Raw genomic sequence first — 14478 nt, 5'->3', positions numbered from 1 at the left:
CGGTGCAAGAGAGACAGCCTGTTAAGGGGAGTGTTCACTGCTCCCTTCTATTCATTCACATTCTCTACAATAGCTGCAATTCCTTGCCCAACACCAATACACATTGTGGCAAGGCCATACTTTTCATTGCGCTTCTTCATTTCATAAATAAGGGTAGTCAGAATACGAGCTCCGCTTGCACCAAGCGGATGACCGAAAGCAATGGCTCCGCCATTAACATTGACTTTACTTTGATCTAGTTCTAGCTGACGGATGCATTCAAGGGATTGAGAAGCGAATGCTTCGTTCAGTTCTATTAGCCCTAAATCATCTGTCGTCAATTTGGCACGCTCAAGCGCTTTTCTTGAAGCATAAATTGGGCCAAGTCCCATGACAGCTGGTTCAAGTCCAGCTGTTGCACCTGTTACATATTTAACCAATGGCTTAAGGCCAAGCTCTTTTGCCTTTTCGGCACTCATCAGCAGCAGTGCCGAAGCCCCATCATTTACTCCAGACGCATTGCCGGCTGTTACTGTACCGCCTTCAAATAAAGGCTTCAGTTTAGCAAGCTTTTCTAGCGTTGAATCTGGACGTGGATGCTCATCTTGATCAACGATAATTTCATTACCTTTTCGATCTCTATAAACAACAGGCACTAATTCTTCCGCAAAGCGATTTTTTTCCATCGCTTTCTTTGCTCGCTGTTGGCTTTCAAATGCAAATTGATCTTGGTCTTCACGGGAAACCTTATATCGCTGTGCTACATTTTCAGCAGTTTGCGGCATAGAGTCGACCCCATACATTTCTTTAAGCCTCGGATTCGTAAAGCGCCACCCGATCGTTGTATCGTGCAGCTCCATGTTTCCGCGCGGGTAGTCTTGTGAAGGCTTTGCCATAACAAGCGGTGCACGTGTCATGCTTTCAGTTCCGCCAGCAATATAAATATCCCCTTCTCCAATAGCGATCGCTCTTGCTGCATACATGACTGCGTCTAGTCCAGAACCGCATAATCGGTTAATAGTTGTTCCGCCGACTTCTACAGGAAGTCCAGCTAGAAGAGCAGACATTCTGGCAACGTTACGATTATCTTCACCAGCTTGGTTCGCGTTGCCGAATACCACTTCTTCAATTTTTTCTAGGGGAAGATTCGAGTTTCTATCGATAAGTGCTTTAATGACTACCGCACCAAGGTCATCTGGTCTTACATCCTTTAAAGCTCCTTTATATCTTCCGATCGGTGTACGGACAGCATCAACAATGACTACTTCTCTCATTTTCTTACCATCTCTTCCTTGTTTGTATAATCATATACCCCTTTACCGCTTTTACGTCCTAAGCGTCCTGCTTTGACGTACTGCTCTAGAAGCGGTGCTGGACGGTATTTCTCTCCAAGCTTTTCATGTAAGTATTTCAAGTTATTTAAACGAGCATCAAGGCCGACAAGATCAACCAGTTCAAATGGACCCATCGGATAGTTCAAACCTAGTTTAATCGCTTTATCAATCTCTTCTGGTGTTCCAAGTCCTTCTTGGAGCATATAAAACGCTTCATTGCCTACTAACGCACTGATTCTGCTTGTCACGAATCCAGGGAATTCATTAATAACGACTGTTTCCTTGCCCATTTTAGCCGCTACTTCTCGGATCACTTCTGCTGTTTCATCACTTGTTTCTAGTCCTCGAACAATTTCTACAAGCGGCATTTTATGCACTGGATTAAAGAAATGCATAGCGATTGTTTTATTTGGACGTTTTGCATAGGATGCAATTTCTGTTGGACTCATTGTGGATGTATTCGTAGCAAAGTAGCAGCTTTCTGTTGCGTGCTCTTCTATCGTTTCAAATACTTGCTTTTTAATATGTGCTATTTCAGGAACCGCTTCAATAATTAAATGGGCTGAAGCTGCTGCTTTAGCCAGGTCATTTTCATAATTCAAAAGGGCACGGGCGTTTTCGGCTGCTTCAGCTGTTATTTTTCCGCGTGATAGTCCCTTTTCAAAAATAGATTCAATTTCCTTCTTCGCATTCTGCAAAGCAGATTCATTGATGTCCACTAATGTCACTGAAAATCCGCCTGTTGCTCCGACATAGGCAATTCCCCTGCCCATTACTCCGGAACCAACAACCACGATACGGTTAATCATCTGGATTCTCCCCCTTATGCATGTAATGAGTACGAACAGACTGCACAATTTGCACTCTGTCCGTACTCATAAATTTTTTTAAGGCTGTTTTCGTAAACTTTGTTTAAATAAGACTAAACAGAGAACCGTTTCTTTCAATTCTTTAGAAAGTAGACTAATTTAAAGACCTAGTGGATTTATTGGACGGCTTCCATAGTAGGACAGAATGCTCTTTGTTTCTGTGTACAGATCTAATGATTCAATGCTTAATTCGCGGCCGAAGCCTGATTGCTTATAACCGCCGAATGGAGTTCCCGGGAATGCAGAGAATGGGCAGTTGATCATCACAATACCTGCTTGAATTTGGTTTGCGACACGAGTTGCACGTGCGCCATCCTTCGTCCAGATGGCAGAACCAAGACCGAACTCGGTGTCGTTTGCTAGTTTAATTGCTTCTTTTTCGTCTTTGAATTTCATGATCACTACAACTGGGCCAAAGATTTCTTCTTTTACAACCCTCATATCATGATTTACGTTAGCAATGATAGTTGGCTCATACCAGAAGCCATTTTCAAATCCTTCAGGATGTACTTGTTTACCGCCTGTAAGGACCTCTGCTCCATCTGCAATAGCAGACTTAACATAGCCGTCAACTGTATCAAGCTGATCCTGGTCAATTAATGCCCCCATATGTGTGCCCTTATCAAATGGATCGCCTAGCTTGATTCTCTTCGCTTTTTCAACAAACTTACTTATGAATTCTTCATAAATGTCTTCATGAACGTATAGACGGGATCGTGCTTCACAGGATTGGCCTGAGTTATAGAAAATACCGAATAATGAACCGTCTACAGCCCCGTCAATATCCGCATCTTCAAATACGAGATTAGGAGATTTGCCCCCAAGCTCAAGTGTTACACGCTTAAGCGTTTGAGATGCCTTGCCCATGATATCTTTCCCAACTGGTGTTGAGCCAGTGAATGCTACCTTATCTACTTGAGGATGCTCTACAAGAAGATTTCCTACTTCAGAGCCTGATCCAGGAATAATGTTCACAACGCCTGCTGGGACACCAGCTTCTAAACAGATTTCACCAAGAACTATTGTTGTTAATGGAGTTAATGATGCAGGCTTTACGATTACGGAACAGCCAACTGCAATGGCAGGGGCAATTTTCCATGCTGCCATCATCATTGGATAGTTCCAAGGTGTAATTTGCGCACAAACACCTACCGGCTCTTTCTCTGTATAGTTGTGGAATTGTCCCGGAACATTGTTAACAGTTCCGCGGTGGCCGACAATGGCACCAGCATAGAATTCGAAGTCTTCGATTGCTTGTGTAATCTGGCCTTGAGCTGCGTGAATTGTTTTACCTGTGTCTAAAACTTCCAACTCCACTAGTTCATTAAATCGGGAGCGCATGATAGCTGCAATTTTGTTTAAAACTTGTGCACGTTTGCCTACTGGATACTTCTTCCACTTCCCGTTATCGAATGCTTCGCGCGCTGCAGCAACCGCTTTTTCAGTATCTTCTTTAGATGCTTTAGCCACTTCAGCCACTAATTCGCCAGTAGCTGGGTTATATGTCTTAATGGTTGCTCCTGTGCTGCTCTTCACTTTTTCTCCATTAATGATTAGATGATAGTATTCGCGTTTAACTGCTTCTTGTTCTAACTTCGTTTCTTGAGTTGTTGACATAGTAACCCACTCCCTTTATTTTCCTGAAAATACAGGTTTTCTTTTTTGCATAAATGCTTCGATGCCTTCACGGTGATCAGCTGTTAATCCTGCTGTTCTCTGACCTTGGGCTTCGTGCTCCAGATAGTCATCAAATGATAATTCAGAAACAGCTTTGAGGGATCGTTTAATCAATCCAATTGCCTTCGTTGGCATAGTGGCTAGATGTGCTGAGAAGCTGTTCACTTCTTCTTCAAATACTTCCGCAGGGATCATTTTGGTTGCAAGACCAATTTCAACAGCCTTAGCTGCTGACACTTTTTCTCCTAATATCGCAAGCTCTGCCGCCTTTGCCTGGCCGACAAGCTGGCTTAGAAAATATAGATTGCCTGAATCCGGGATTAGGCCAACATGGACAAAGGCATTGATAAAACTAGCTTTCTCAGAAACTAGTCTGAAATCACACGCTAGCGCAAGTGAAAAACCTGCTCCTGCTGCAACTCCGTTTACCGCTGCTACAATCGGCTTTTCACATTGTCTTATTTGCTTGACCATTGGACCGTAATGGTTTCTTAACACTTCGCCATGATCCATGTTTTCATCAACCTCTGATAAATCTTGACCTGAACAGAACGCTCGTCCCTCACCTGTAATAACAATACAGCGAACCTCTTCATCCTTTGAGGCACTTCTGACTGCTTCCTTTATTTCACGATTCATTTTCGCTATAAAGGCATTGAGTTTGTCTGGCCGATTTAAACGAAGCCAAGCGACCCCATTCTTAACGTTATATTGGATCGTTTCAAACATTCGTTAAGCCCCCTTACTTTCCTTTATAATTCGGTTTTCTTTTTTCAACAAATGCGTTCATGCCTTCTTTTTGGTCTTGTGAGGCAAACAGCAGATAGAAGTTTTTCCGCTCATATTGCATGCCCTCATATAATGAGTAATCTACGGCTTTATTTACCGAATCTTTAATAAGTCGGACAGATAATGGGGGCTGTTTCGCGATTCTGTCTGCAAACTTTAACGTTTCTTCCATTAACAATTCAGGTGCTACAATTTTATTAATTACACCATGTTTCAGTGCCTCTTCTGCCTGAATTCGCTCACCTGTCCACAGCCATTCAATGGCTTTTGTTCTGCCAGCGAGTTTAGTCAGCCTTTGTGTACCGCCTGCACCTGGCATAACTCCGATTGATACTTCTGGGAAGGAAAATTCTGTACCCGCAGCCGCGATCAAAATATCACAGCATAACGCAAGCTCAAAGCCTCCACCAAATACAAATCCTTTCACTGCTCCGATAATTGGCTTTTTAATAAGGGATAGCCTATCCCAATCGGAAAACTGATTTAGCAGTTCAAGACGAATCGGATCATCATCAGCCATTTCATCGATATCAGCACCAGCTGAGAAAGAATGGCCTTTTCCCGTTAGAACGATGACACGAATTTCCTCATTCCTGTCAAACTCTTCCATAGATTCGGCAATTTCACTGACCATTTTTCGATTTAGTGCATTTAGCTGGCGAGGGCGATTTAATTCAATAACCGCCTTGCTGCCATGAATCGATGTTTCGATGTATTCAAAACGATTCATTACGCGTCCTCACCAATCATTAGAGTGACTAGATCACCCGCGAATCCCATTAAATCCTTTCCAGATGCTTTTCCTTCATCAGAACGCATGCCATTCTTTAAGTCGTCCATGCTGTCATAAATCATTTCACACATTAAATAGTAATCAGGCTCACCGCCAGTCATGACATTTTTATTAAATTTTGATACTTTCATTTCACGAAGTCCTGGAATTTTTGCTGTAATAGGTGCATGAACATTAAAATAATGCTCATCAAATTTTTCTTTATCCTTTGGTTGTTTATATAGCGCAACGACTTTAGCCATTGTTAATTCCCTCCACTTTACATTAATGTTGAAACTGGTTTCATTGCTTCGAATACATTTTTGCAAGACTTGCAATATAGAATGCTGCGGCAAGCTGTTGGTCCAAAGATGTTTTCCATTGTGACATACGTTGATTCACAATACGGGCAATCCACATGCCAGGTGCCATCCTCTTCAAAATGCTTTGGCGGCGGTGCAATTCCAAACGCCCGCAAGCCTTTATGACCTTCTTCTGTTATACGGTCTGATGTCCAAGGGGGATGAAAAATAAATTCTACCTCCACCTCGTCTACTAAATTCAATTCTTTTACTGCATTCACTGTATTCTTTTTAATAATTTCTAGGGCTGGGCACCCTAAGAATGTTGGAAGAAGAACAATCTTTACGGAATTTTCGTTCATCTTTACTTCTTCCACCATCCCGAGATCAATAATGCTAACTGTATCAATCTCTGGGTCTTTTACATTCATGAGTGCCTCGAATACTTGTTGTTTAATAGATTCTTCTGACGCAGCCATCTAAGACACCTCTTTTTCACAGATTTTTGCTGAAAAAAGTTGATTACCAAGCTGCTGCAGGGTCTAGTAGATATACTTCTGAAAGGGTAGCTAATGCCTCTGTTAAATCCTCTGTGTGCTCGCCATTACGGCCGTTTAAATGTGATGGTTCTGGAATTTCCGGCACTTTCAATCCGAGTGTTTCAAATATAGGTGCTATCTTCTCTTGCCATCTATCCTTTAATTCTTCCTCACTGCCAATCAGTCCATTGCTCTCAATAGCCTCTTTTTGATCTCCGTACGAGAAAACATCCCCAAAGTCTTTCATCACAAGCTCAATCGCATCGTTCATTTTCTTTTTTGCTTCATCTGTTGAGCTTAATAATTGAACAAACCACGTTTTCCAGTGCAGTAGGTGATAGTAAAGCTCCATATTCACCTTTACAGCTGCCTCTGCTAGCGGTGTATACGAGCTTTGGCGCAGCGAATCGATTTTCACCTTTTTAGCCTGTGTATAGAAGAAATTCCTAACAACAGCATAAGCCCAATCATAAGTCGGTGTTTCCATATAATATCCTTCGCCATTTACCCGCTCAGCTAGGATACTATTTTTCCGTTCTTCTGCTGGTCTCACATGAGCAAGTTCGTCTTTATTCCCCGCTCCAAGCTCTTCAAGGAGTGTATAATACATGGCAGCATGTCCCATCGTATCCTGGCTTATTGAAGAGGAAGCAACATCCTCTTCAATATGAGGAGCAAGACCAAGCCATTCTGATCCGCGGTAAGAAATTAAGAAGTCATCATCTGCCAGCTGAAACAACAGATTTGTCAAAGCTTCTTTAAATTCCGTGCTTAATACGTTTTCTGTGCTGCTCATTTGCCCTCGCCTCCCCATGAAAGAATTTCTTTTTCATCGAGCATTTGCTGTTCATAGTGACGCCATTTTTTCTTTAAGTAGCCATATCCTTTTGTTGTACGATAGTCTTTATTATCCAGTCTGGCCAGTGTTTGTTTCTCTTCAGCATCCAATCCTCTAATATGCTTCCTATTCACAATCCAAATGTCTGCAACTGGTTCTCGGCGCATAAAATTTTCTTGAGCCATAACAAGCGCCATATCTTCGTTTGGAGCGAGCAGACTAAACTGATGCTGGAAGGAAGAGCTAGGAGTCCGCTTACTGAATACTTCAAATTCCTGATAAAATGTTTTTTCTGCCATTTGTCTTCTGCCCCTTTCTTTTCCTTAGTTTACTGTCGCTGCAAGTGCGTCACGCACCCAAGCATTGTTTTGATAAGAAGATCTTCGAAGGTTTAAGCGTGCTTGAGAACGTGGTCCCTGATTTTTGATAATTTTTTTGAACTCAGTCCAATCGGGCTGCTGATATACCCAAGTTTTATTTTCTTCATCATAGTGCATTGTCGGATCCGGAATCGTTAATCCTAAAGATTTAATTCTTGGGATGTATTTGTCAAAGAAGTTTTGTCTTAATTCTTCGTTCGTTTTTGTACGAATTTTGTATTTGATCGTCACATCTTGTTTCGATGCGCCAGTTGTAGCACTGCTTGCTGGGCCAAAGAACATAAGGAGTGCATCCCACCAGCGGTTAAGTGCTTCCTGAATCATTGCTTTTTGTTCTTCTGTTCCTTCTGCAAGAGCCATAATAATGGCCTCTCCATGCTGTGCGTGGAAAACCTCTTCTGCACAAATTCTCTGAAGTGCTCTTGAATACGGTCCATAGGATGCGCCAAGCATGTTTGTTTGGGTAATGATTGCTGCTCCATCGACTAACCAGCCAATAAGCCCTGCGTCTGCCCATGTTTTTGTATCCATATGGAAAACGTTGTGGAACTTCAAATCGCCGTTAAATAAATCCTGCATTAAGTCACCGCGATTTTTTCCGTATGGCTTTAATAAATCCTCTGCTACCCGAAGCAGCAGCTGTCCGTGTCCCATCTCATCTTGTACTTTAGCCATAATGCCAAGTTTTCTCTGTAATGATGGCGCTTTTGGCACCCATTCCTTTTCTGGAAGCGCCCCCATGATTTCGCTTATTCCATGCATTGAGATTAATTTAATGAGTGCCATGCGATATTCCTCAGGCATCCAGTCATCTGCTTCAATTTTATCTCCTTCTTCAATCCGCTCGATAAATTGCGCTAATTTTTCCTCTTCCGATACCATAGTAAGATTAGACATTTTGCTCCCCCTTTAAATCTATATTAAGTTATTCACTATATAACACTTTATTAACGTTATTATAATTTATTGTTATAAGTTTTGTAAATATATTCAGATAATTTTTTATAAAAAGTTATCTTCAGCCATGCTATTCTTAAACTTACAAACAATATAAAACGCCAGACTTTGTGATGACTGGCGTTTATTCTTACACTATTCAAATGAATATTTACTAGAATGATATAGTTGAGAAACTTTATACACCTACAGCACCTGAATTTCTTAAGTCAACGATCCGAATCGCTTTACCCTCATTTCTTGGAAGCGCTTTAGGAATATTGAAAATTGTATTCATTGATACTAGACATGTAGACTTCATTAAATGCCCAATTTCATATTTCATTTCCTGAATTCGAGAGTGAGTTAGATCTCCGCCAATTTCTTCGTATATTCCATTTTCAATTTCAACATGGAGCTCTACGCTATCCATTGTTCCTTTTCGAGTTAGATGAATTTGGAAATGTGGGACTAGTCCATTAATCTGCAAAAGAACACGTTCAATTTCGGATGGGAACACATTTACTCCGCGGATAATGATCATATCATCTGTACGTCCCTTAACTCTTGACATTCTAACTGTAGTCCGGCCGCAAATACATTTTTCTTTTGTTACTGAAGCTAGGTCACCAGTACGGTATCTGATTACAGGAAATGCTTCCTTCGTTAAACTCGTAAAAACAAGTTCACCGACTTCACCTTCAGGAACCGGCTGCTGTGTTTTTGGATCTAAAACTTCAACGAAGAAATGGTCTTCCTGAACATGCAATCCGTTTTGAGCTTCGTGACATTCAATTGATACGCCAGGCCCCATAATCTCGCTTAGTCCATATATATCAACCGCTTTCAAATTAAACGTTTCTTCAAGCTTGGCACGCATTTCCTCTGACCATGGCTCTGCACCGAAAATACCATATTCGACCGATGTATTCCTTGGATCCAAACCCATATCCTGCATTTTTTCAGCAATATTCAAAATGTACGATGGTGTTCCACAAATGCCTCTTGGCTTAAAGTCTTCGATGACTGTAATTTGTCTCTCTGTGTTTCCTCCAGAAATTGGGATAACTGCAGCACCTAGTTTTTCTGCACCGTAATGGAGGCCGAGACCGCCAGTGAATAATCCATATCCATATGCATTATGAAAAACATCTGATTTTTTTCCTCCAGCTGCAACAATCGAGCGAGCTACTACCTCACTCCAAACATCAATATCATTTTGTGTATACCCGACAACAGTAGGCTTCCCGCTTGTACCGGAAGATCCGTGAATTCGAACAACTTCATCCAGTGGTACAGCAAATAAACCATATGGATAGTTATCACGCAGATCCTGCTTTTTTGTGAAAGGAAGCTTTACTATATCATCCAGACTTCTTATATTTTCCGGAGTAATTCCAAGCTCATCAAACTTTCTCTTATAAAATTCAACATTCTCATATACTCTTTTTACAGTTGCTTGAAGACGTTCACTTTGCAGATTTTCCATTTTATGGCGTGCCATTGATTCAATTTCTGGATTAAACATGTGTAGCCCTCCAATGTCATAAATATATCTCTACTGTTATGTAAAAAAGAATTCATAACAGTTTAAATACGCCGTTTAAACGATTAGTAACATAGCAACAATGAAAATATAACTAAATATTAAAATCAGTTGAATAGGTTGTCAACAATAATTTCTGAAAATTCACATTTGACAATATCATCTTTATATTGCTTACATTTAATAAATATAGTGTTTTCAAGGTTATTCGGACTATTTTTTCTCATTAACTGAAATATTCAAAAACATTCATTTACACTTTATATAAGCTATGATATTTTTTATTTGTAGCTATATAAACTAATATTTACTCGTCGTGAAATAAACGTTGTATTTTTTTCAAAAGATTGGATTGGCTTGACTTTTTACATAATATGCTAATCCCACTAGAAGATTATTTTATTCTGCAAATCTATAAGATTGAGGTGTTTTCATTGACTAAACAAGTGGATGAACTGGAAGTACACGAAACGCATTACGAACAAATCGTTGAAACTCTAAAGCAGGAGCCATATGCAAATCACCTTGGTATTCGATTAACTGAACTTGGAAAAGGAACAGCTTCTGCAGAGTTGCAAATTAAGGATTATATGTTAAATTCCCATGGAACCGTTCATGGAGCGATAATGTTTTCAATTGCTGACTATGTTTTTGCTGCAGCAAGCAATTCGTATGGAAAAACCGCTGTAGGTCTATCGACCAATATGAACTTTATGGCTCCTGGCCGTAAAGGGGCTATCCTCACAGCCACAGCTACAGAGGAAAAGAAAACCCGACGGATCGCCTGGTATCGGATTACAGTAGAAAGTGAAGGAAATCTTTTGGCCACTATGGATGCAACTGTGTATCGCAAAGACCAGTATTTCGTACCGGTAGAACTTTAATAAAGGAAGGATGACTAGATGAGACAAAATATAGATTTAAATAAGGTAATTCGCCGTGAAAGCGATCCACCTGCATGTGATGACACGCTTGGAATAAAGGTTTTGGAAGCAAATAGTGGATATGCAAAATGTCTATGGACCATTGATGATCGCTTGCTGAATGGAAATGGCGTAGTGATGGGCGGGTTTGTTTCTGCTGCAGCTGATGTAACAATGGCCTATGCCATTTCCACTCTTTTGAATGAAGGGCAAACGTTTGCCTCTATTGATTTAGATACTACATTCCATCGTCCTATTTTAAGCGGTGACGTTGAGATAGAAGCTACAGTGGAGAAATTCGGCAACACCATATCCTACGTAACTTCAGTACTCACACAAAATAAAAAAAGAATAGCCAATGCAGTTTCATCCATCATGGTTATGCAAAAAAAATAAAGAAAACAGGGTCGGTCCTTGTTCTTTAGCAGCAAAAAGCCGACCCTGCTGGGATTGCAACCACCTACCTGTGATATCATTCTACAAGTAGATCGGCATTTATTTTATACAATGCATCATTTCTTCCGCTTCATCCCATGGAACTGAGAAGCCTTGTCCTTTCGAACAGAAGATTGAAGAAGACGTAAAATCAGGATCTGCATTTTTATCATATCCAATCCGATCGATTACTTCCTTCTCATTATGACAGCGGTGATAGCCTTGAAACGTTAGGGAAATGCGGCCCTTGCCATGGGTAAAGGAAGCAAGCACAGCACTGTAATCCATAAACGTAGCAACTGGAACAATTCCCGTTATTATTGTCTTTTCGCCTTCTGTAACAGGCGGATCAAAGCGTCCGGATGCTGATTGAATGTCTGCTAAAACCCTTCCCATTTGCTCCAATTCTACTTTAATCTTGAACTGATAATACGGCTCGAGCAATAGTTTTTTAGCCTTCTCAAGTCCTTGCCGTATAGCACGAAACGTGGCTTCTCTAAAATCGCCGCCATGCGTATGCTGATTATGGGCTCTTCCTGTTAACAGCGTCACTTTAATATCGGTAAGAGGTGAACCGGTTAACAAGCCGTGTATCTCTTTTTCATGAATATGCTGACCAACTAAATTTTGAAATCCAATCGCTAAATCATCGCTATGACACTTACTTTCAAATGTAATTCCATCATTTCTATTTCCTGGTTCTAATTTCACATGCACCTCGGCATAATGCCGCAGCGGCTCGAAATGGCCATAGCCGATGACTTCTGTTTCAATCGTTTCCTTATAAAGAATCTCCGGCTTTTCAAATTTTATATTTAAGCGATAGCGATCCCGAACAATTTGCTGCAGGACTTCTAATTGAATAGCTCCCATCACATGAAGGTGAACTTCCTGAAAACGTTCCTCCCAGATGACGTTAAGTGAAGGATCCTCAGCCTCGAGCATGCGAAAATATCTTAAAGCTTCTTTCACGTTTACACCAGATTCAAAAACAACTTTTGAACGTAGAGCGGGAACCAATTCATATATAGCTTTTTCCCTTAGTACGCCAACTCCATCTCCAACTGATGCATCAGATAGTCCAATAACTGCAAAAAGCTCACCAGCACTAACCTGATTAATATGTTCGTATTGACTCCCATTATAACGGCGAATTTGAGTTACTTTTTCGATCATTTCATTACCATATGAGATTTCATCTCGTACATTTAATGTCCCGCTTAGCGCTTTAATAAACGTAACTCTTGTGCCATTTTCTTCATATCGGACTTTATATACTCGTCCTGCAAAAGGTTCATGATTAGAAAAATTCGTAATTGTTAGTAATTCGAGCTGTTCAAGAAACTCCTTTACCCCTATATCCTGTAAGGCTGATCCGCTTGAGCATGGATAAATTTGTGAGGATTGAACCAGCGATTGCATTGCATTAAACCAAAGCTTTGGCTCATATCCTTCCTCCATATAATGCTCCAATAGCGCCTCATCCCGTTCGGCAATGAATTCGATTAATTCTTCATTCATCACTTCAGAAGCAAGTGATTCAAAAATATTACAGGCATTTGCAGATAAATTACTGCGAATTTCCTCTAGCACCCTATCTACATCTGCACCCGTTCTATCTGTTTTATTAATGAAGAAAAATGTTGGCACACGATGCTTTTTCAATAGATTCCATACTGTTTCCGTATGGCCTTCCACACCTTCAACTGCACTGACAACGATAATGGCAACATCCATCACCTGAATAGCCCGCTCCATTTCCGGAGAAAAATCGACGTGCCCCGGAGTGTCTATTAAATAATACGTGCTGTCACCAAAATCAAACATTCCCTGATCGGCAAAAACAGTAATCCCACGCTGTTTCTCAATTTCATGACTATCCAAGAAGGCGCTTTGGTGATCCACTCGTCCCCGATTCTTAATGCTATTTGTATGATAAAGCAATTGTTCGGAGAAGGTTGTTTTTCCCGCATCAACATGTGCTAATATTCCTATTGTTTTGTTCATTTATGCAGGACTCCTATTCTATCGTTTAGGATATTTTTTATTATAGCAAGCTTATACCACTCTGGAAAAATCCAGTGTGGCAGATCCTCAATTCACATCTGAAAATGAGCTTTCGATTTATTGATGGCCGAGTATCCTGGCTGGGTTCAGGCTGCATCATCAAATGGATTAATCCAGCCTTCCATGAGCAGAATTCGATAAATGAAGAAAGGGAACATGGCTTTTTTCACCGTGTTCCCTTCTTCCTATTCGAATATTGGCAGTGTCACTATAACCATAAGCAAAAACAAGATCGTAATATAGTTAACAGAATATAGGAACATCACCTTTGCCCACTTTTCATCATTTTTCGTAAAGAATCCTCTAATACTAATGACAAGCCAGCCAATATTTAGCAAAGTAGCTACGGTGATAAATACTGTTCCGAGAGATGTTAAATAGAATGGAAACGGAATCAGGCAGGCAATATAAACCATTGTTTGTCTCTTTGTCATCGCAAATCCGTGCACGGCTGGAAGCATCGCGACCCCGGCAGCCTTATATTCATCATTTTTCCGCATCGCAATGGAAAAAGTATGAGGCATTTGAAAAATAAATAATATGAGAAATAGGACAATGGGCACGATATGTACACTTGTCGCAATCGCACACCAGCCGATTAATGGGGAAACAGCCCCTGAAATACTCCCAATGACCGTATTAAGTGTAAACCTTCGCTTCGACCACATCGTATACAGAACTACATATGTAAACCATCCAATAAATGCATATATCGTCGCTTCTATTGTCGTAAAAAGCAAACAAATAAAACCTAGAATGGAAAGAATAATACCTAACCATAAGACCGTTCTTAAAGATATATTTCCGGTTACTGTAGGCCGCTTTTTAGTCCTATCCATTACCCTATCAATATCAACATCATACCAATTATTAATTATGAGAGCCCCTGCAATTACAAAGGTACTGCCAATAATCGTTAGGAGAAACAAACTTATGTTATCTGCAAAAGATTGATTCGTAAAATAAAGTGCTAGCCAAAAACCGGTAAAAACCGGAAGAACATTAGCGGTTAAAACATTAGCTTTAACAAGGTATTTTAAATCAGTTATTAAGGACTTTTTCGGAGAAGGTACTCCATCATTACTCATTTTT

Annotated in this window: 15 protein-coding genes; 2 read left to right on the top strand and 13 right to left on the bottom strand. The window is 40.5% G+C overall.

From position 1 onward, the window contains the following. Nucleotides 1-47: 47 nt before the first annotated feature. From H0173_RS07730 to H0173_RS07680, 11 genes are all read right to left on the bottom strand, one after another. Nucleotides 48-1253: a 3-oxoadipyl-CoA thiolase gene (locus H0173_RS07730; protein ID WP_221845782.1), complete on the bottom strand. Its 1206-nt coding sequence runs from the start codon at nt 1251-1253 to the stop codon at nt 48-50. Then, nucleotides 1250-2122 carry a 3-hydroxyacyl-CoA dehydrogenase gene (locus H0173_RS07725; protein WP_221845781.1) on the bottom strand — a complete coding sequence of 291 codons (873 nt, stop codon included), beginning with the start codon at nt 2120-2122 and terminating at the stop codon, nt 1250-1252. The genes H0173_RS07730 and H0173_RS07725 overlap by 4 nt, the downstream gene beginning before the upstream one ends. Nucleotides 2123-2281: 159 nt before the next feature. After that, on the bottom strand, nt 2282-3799 hold the full coding sequence (locus H0173_RS07720) for an aldehyde dehydrogenase family protein (RefSeq protein ID WP_221845780.1): 1518 nt from the start codon (nt 3797-3799) through the stop codon (nt 2282-2284). Between the two features lie 15 nt (nt 3800-3814). Then, the gene (locus tag H0173_RS07715; RefSeq protein WP_221845779.1) at nt 3815-4588 is read right to left on the bottom strand and encodes an enoyl-CoA hydratase-related protein; all 774 of its coding nucleotides are present in this window, start codon (nt 4586-4588) and stop codon (nt 3815-3817) included. Between the two features lie 13 nt (nt 4589-4601). Beyond that, nucleotides 4602-5378, bottom strand: coding sequence for an enoyl-CoA hydratase/isomerase family protein (locus H0173_RS07710; RefSeq protein ID WP_221845778.1), 777 nt, complete (start codon nt 5376-5378; stop codon nt 4602-4604). Next, a complete protein-coding gene (locus H0173_RS07705) occupies nt 5378-5683 on the bottom strand; it encodes an EthD family reductase (RefSeq protein WP_221845777.1) in 306 nt (101 codons plus the stop codon). The genes H0173_RS07710 and H0173_RS07705 overlap by 1 nt, the downstream gene beginning before the upstream one ends. 17 nt (nt 5684-5700) lie before the next feature. After that, nucleotides 5701-6201, bottom strand: coding sequence for a 1,2-phenylacetyl-CoA epoxidase subunit PaaD (gene paaD / locus H0173_RS07700; RefSeq protein WP_221845776.1), 501 nt, complete (start codon nt 6199-6201; stop codon nt 5701-5703). 43 nt (nt 6202-6244) lie between these two features. Further along, nucleotides 6245-7057: a 1,2-phenylacetyl-CoA epoxidase subunit PaaC gene (gene paaC / locus H0173_RS07695; RefSeq protein ID WP_221845775.1), complete on the bottom strand. Its 813-nt coding sequence runs from the start codon at nt 7055-7057 to the stop codon at nt 6245-6247. Continuing rightward, the gene (paaB, locus tag H0173_RS07690) at nt 7054-7398 is read right to left on the bottom strand and encodes a 1,2-phenylacetyl-CoA epoxidase subunit PaaB (RefSeq protein WP_221845774.1); all 345 of its coding nucleotides are present in this window, start codon (nt 7396-7398) and stop codon (nt 7054-7056) included. The genes paaC and paaB overlap by 4 nt, the downstream gene beginning before the upstream one ends. Nucleotides 7399-7422: 24 nt before the next feature. Beyond that, nucleotides 7423-8376 (bottom strand): 1,2-phenylacetyl-CoA epoxidase subunit PaaA, encoded by a 954-nt coding sequence (paaA, locus tag H0173_RS07685; protein ID WP_221845773.1) that lies wholly within the window; start codon nt 8374-8376, stop codon nt 7423-7425. Nucleotides 8377-8614: 238 nt separating this feature from the next. After that, nucleotides 8615-9943: a phenylacetate--CoA ligase family protein gene (locus H0173_RS07680; protein WP_221845772.1), complete on the bottom strand. Its 1329-nt coding sequence runs from the start codon at nt 9941-9943 to the stop codon at nt 8615-8617. Between the two features lie 443 nt (nt 9944-10386). Here H0173_RS07680 and H0173_RS07675 point away from each other — a divergent pair, with 443 nt between their 5' ends. After that, nucleotides 10387-10845, top strand: a complete 459-nt coding sequence (locus H0173_RS07675) for a PaaI family thioesterase (protein WP_396021196.1) — start codon at nt 10387-10389, stop codon at nt 10843-10845. An 18-nt stretch (nt 10846-10863) separates the two neighbouring features. Continuing rightward, entirely contained in the window at nt 10864-11280 is a 417-nt protein-coding gene (locus H0173_RS07670) for a PaaI family thioesterase (RefSeq protein WP_221845770.1), read from the top strand. A gap of 99 nt (nt 11281-11379) precedes the next feature. Here the strand turns inward: H0173_RS07670 and H0173_RS07665 are convergent, their stop codons facing one another. After that, nucleotides 11380-13326: a GTP-binding protein gene (locus H0173_RS07665; RefSeq protein WP_221845769.1), complete on the bottom strand. Its 1947-nt coding sequence runs from the start codon at nt 13324-13326 to the stop codon at nt 11380-11382. Nucleotides 13327-13571: 245 nt separating this feature from the next. Next, a complete protein-coding gene (cyoE, locus tag H0173_RS07660) occupies nt 13572-14474 on the bottom strand; it encodes a heme o synthase (RefSeq protein WP_260631087.1) in 903 nt (300 codons plus the stop codon). Nucleotides 14475-14478: the final 4 nt, after the last annotated feature.

The sequence above is a fragment of the Bacillus sp. S/N-304-OC-R1 genome (genome assembly GCF_019749375.1).
Taxonomy (GTDB): domain Bacteria; phylum Bacillota; class Bacilli; order Bacillales; family Cytobacillaceae; genus Cytobacillus.
The sequence above is the reverse complement of the archived record's forward strand: the minus strand, read 5'-3'. Positions and strand labels throughout refer to the sequence as shown.

What these genes read in the sequence shown, in the direction of transcription:
- paaA (WP_221845773.1), bottom strand. Translation starts at nt 8,376, where the DNA reads ATGTCTAATCTTACTATGGTATCGGAAGAGGAAAAATTAGCGCAATTT.
- paaB (WP_221845774.1), bottom strand. Translation starts at nt 7,398, where the DNA reads ATGGCAGAAAAAACATTTTATCAGGAATTTGAAGTATTCAGTAAGCGG.
- paaD (WP_221845776.1), bottom strand. Translation starts at nt 6,201, where the DNA reads ATGGCTGCGTCAGAAGAATCTATTAAACAACAAGTATTCGAGGCACTC.
- H0173_RS07715 (WP_221845779.1), bottom strand. Translation starts at nt 4,588, where the DNA reads ATGTTTGAAACGATCCAATATAACGTTAAGAATGGGGTCGCTTGGCTT.
- H0173_RS07705 (WP_221845777.1), bottom strand. Translation starts at nt 5,683, where the DNA reads ATGGCTAAAGTCGTTGCGCTATATAAACAACCAAAGGATAAAGAAAAA.
- cyoE (WP_260631087.1), bottom strand. Translation starts at nt 14,474, where the DNA reads ATGAGTAATGATGGAGTACCTTCTCCGAAAAAGTCCTTAATAACTGAT.
- H0173_RS07680 (WP_221845772.1), bottom strand. Translation starts at nt 9,943, where the DNA reads ATGTTTAATCCAGAAATTGAATCAATGGCACGCCATAAAATGGAAAAT.
- H0173_RS07665 (WP_221845769.1), bottom strand. Translation starts at nt 13,326, where the DNA reads ATGAACAAAACAATAGGAATATTAGCACATGTTGATGCGGGAAAAACA.
- H0173_RS07710 (WP_221845778.1), bottom strand. Translation starts at nt 5,378, where the DNA reads ATGAATCGTTTTGAATACATCGAAACATCGATTCATGGCAGCAAGGCG.
- paaC (WP_221845775.1), bottom strand. Translation starts at nt 7,057, where the DNA reads ATGAGCAGCACAGAAAACGTATTAAGCACGGAATTTAAAGAAGCTTTG.
- H0173_RS07730 (WP_221845782.1), bottom strand. Translation starts at nt 1,253, where the DNA reads ATGAGAGAAGTAGTCATTGTTGATGCTGTCCGTACACCGATCGGAAGA.
- H0173_RS07720 (WP_221845780.1), bottom strand. Translation starts at nt 3,799, where the DNA reads ATGTCAACAACTCAAGAAACGAAGTTAGAACAAGAAGCAGTTAAACGC.
- H0173_RS07725 (WP_221845781.1), bottom strand. Translation starts at nt 2,122, where the DNA reads ATGATTAACCGTATCGTGGTTGTTGGTTCCGGAGTAATGGGCAGGGGA.
- H0173_RS07670 (WP_221845770.1), top strand. Translation starts at nt 10,864, where the DNA reads ATGAGACAAAATATAGATTTAAATAAGGTAATTCGCCGTGAAAGCGAT.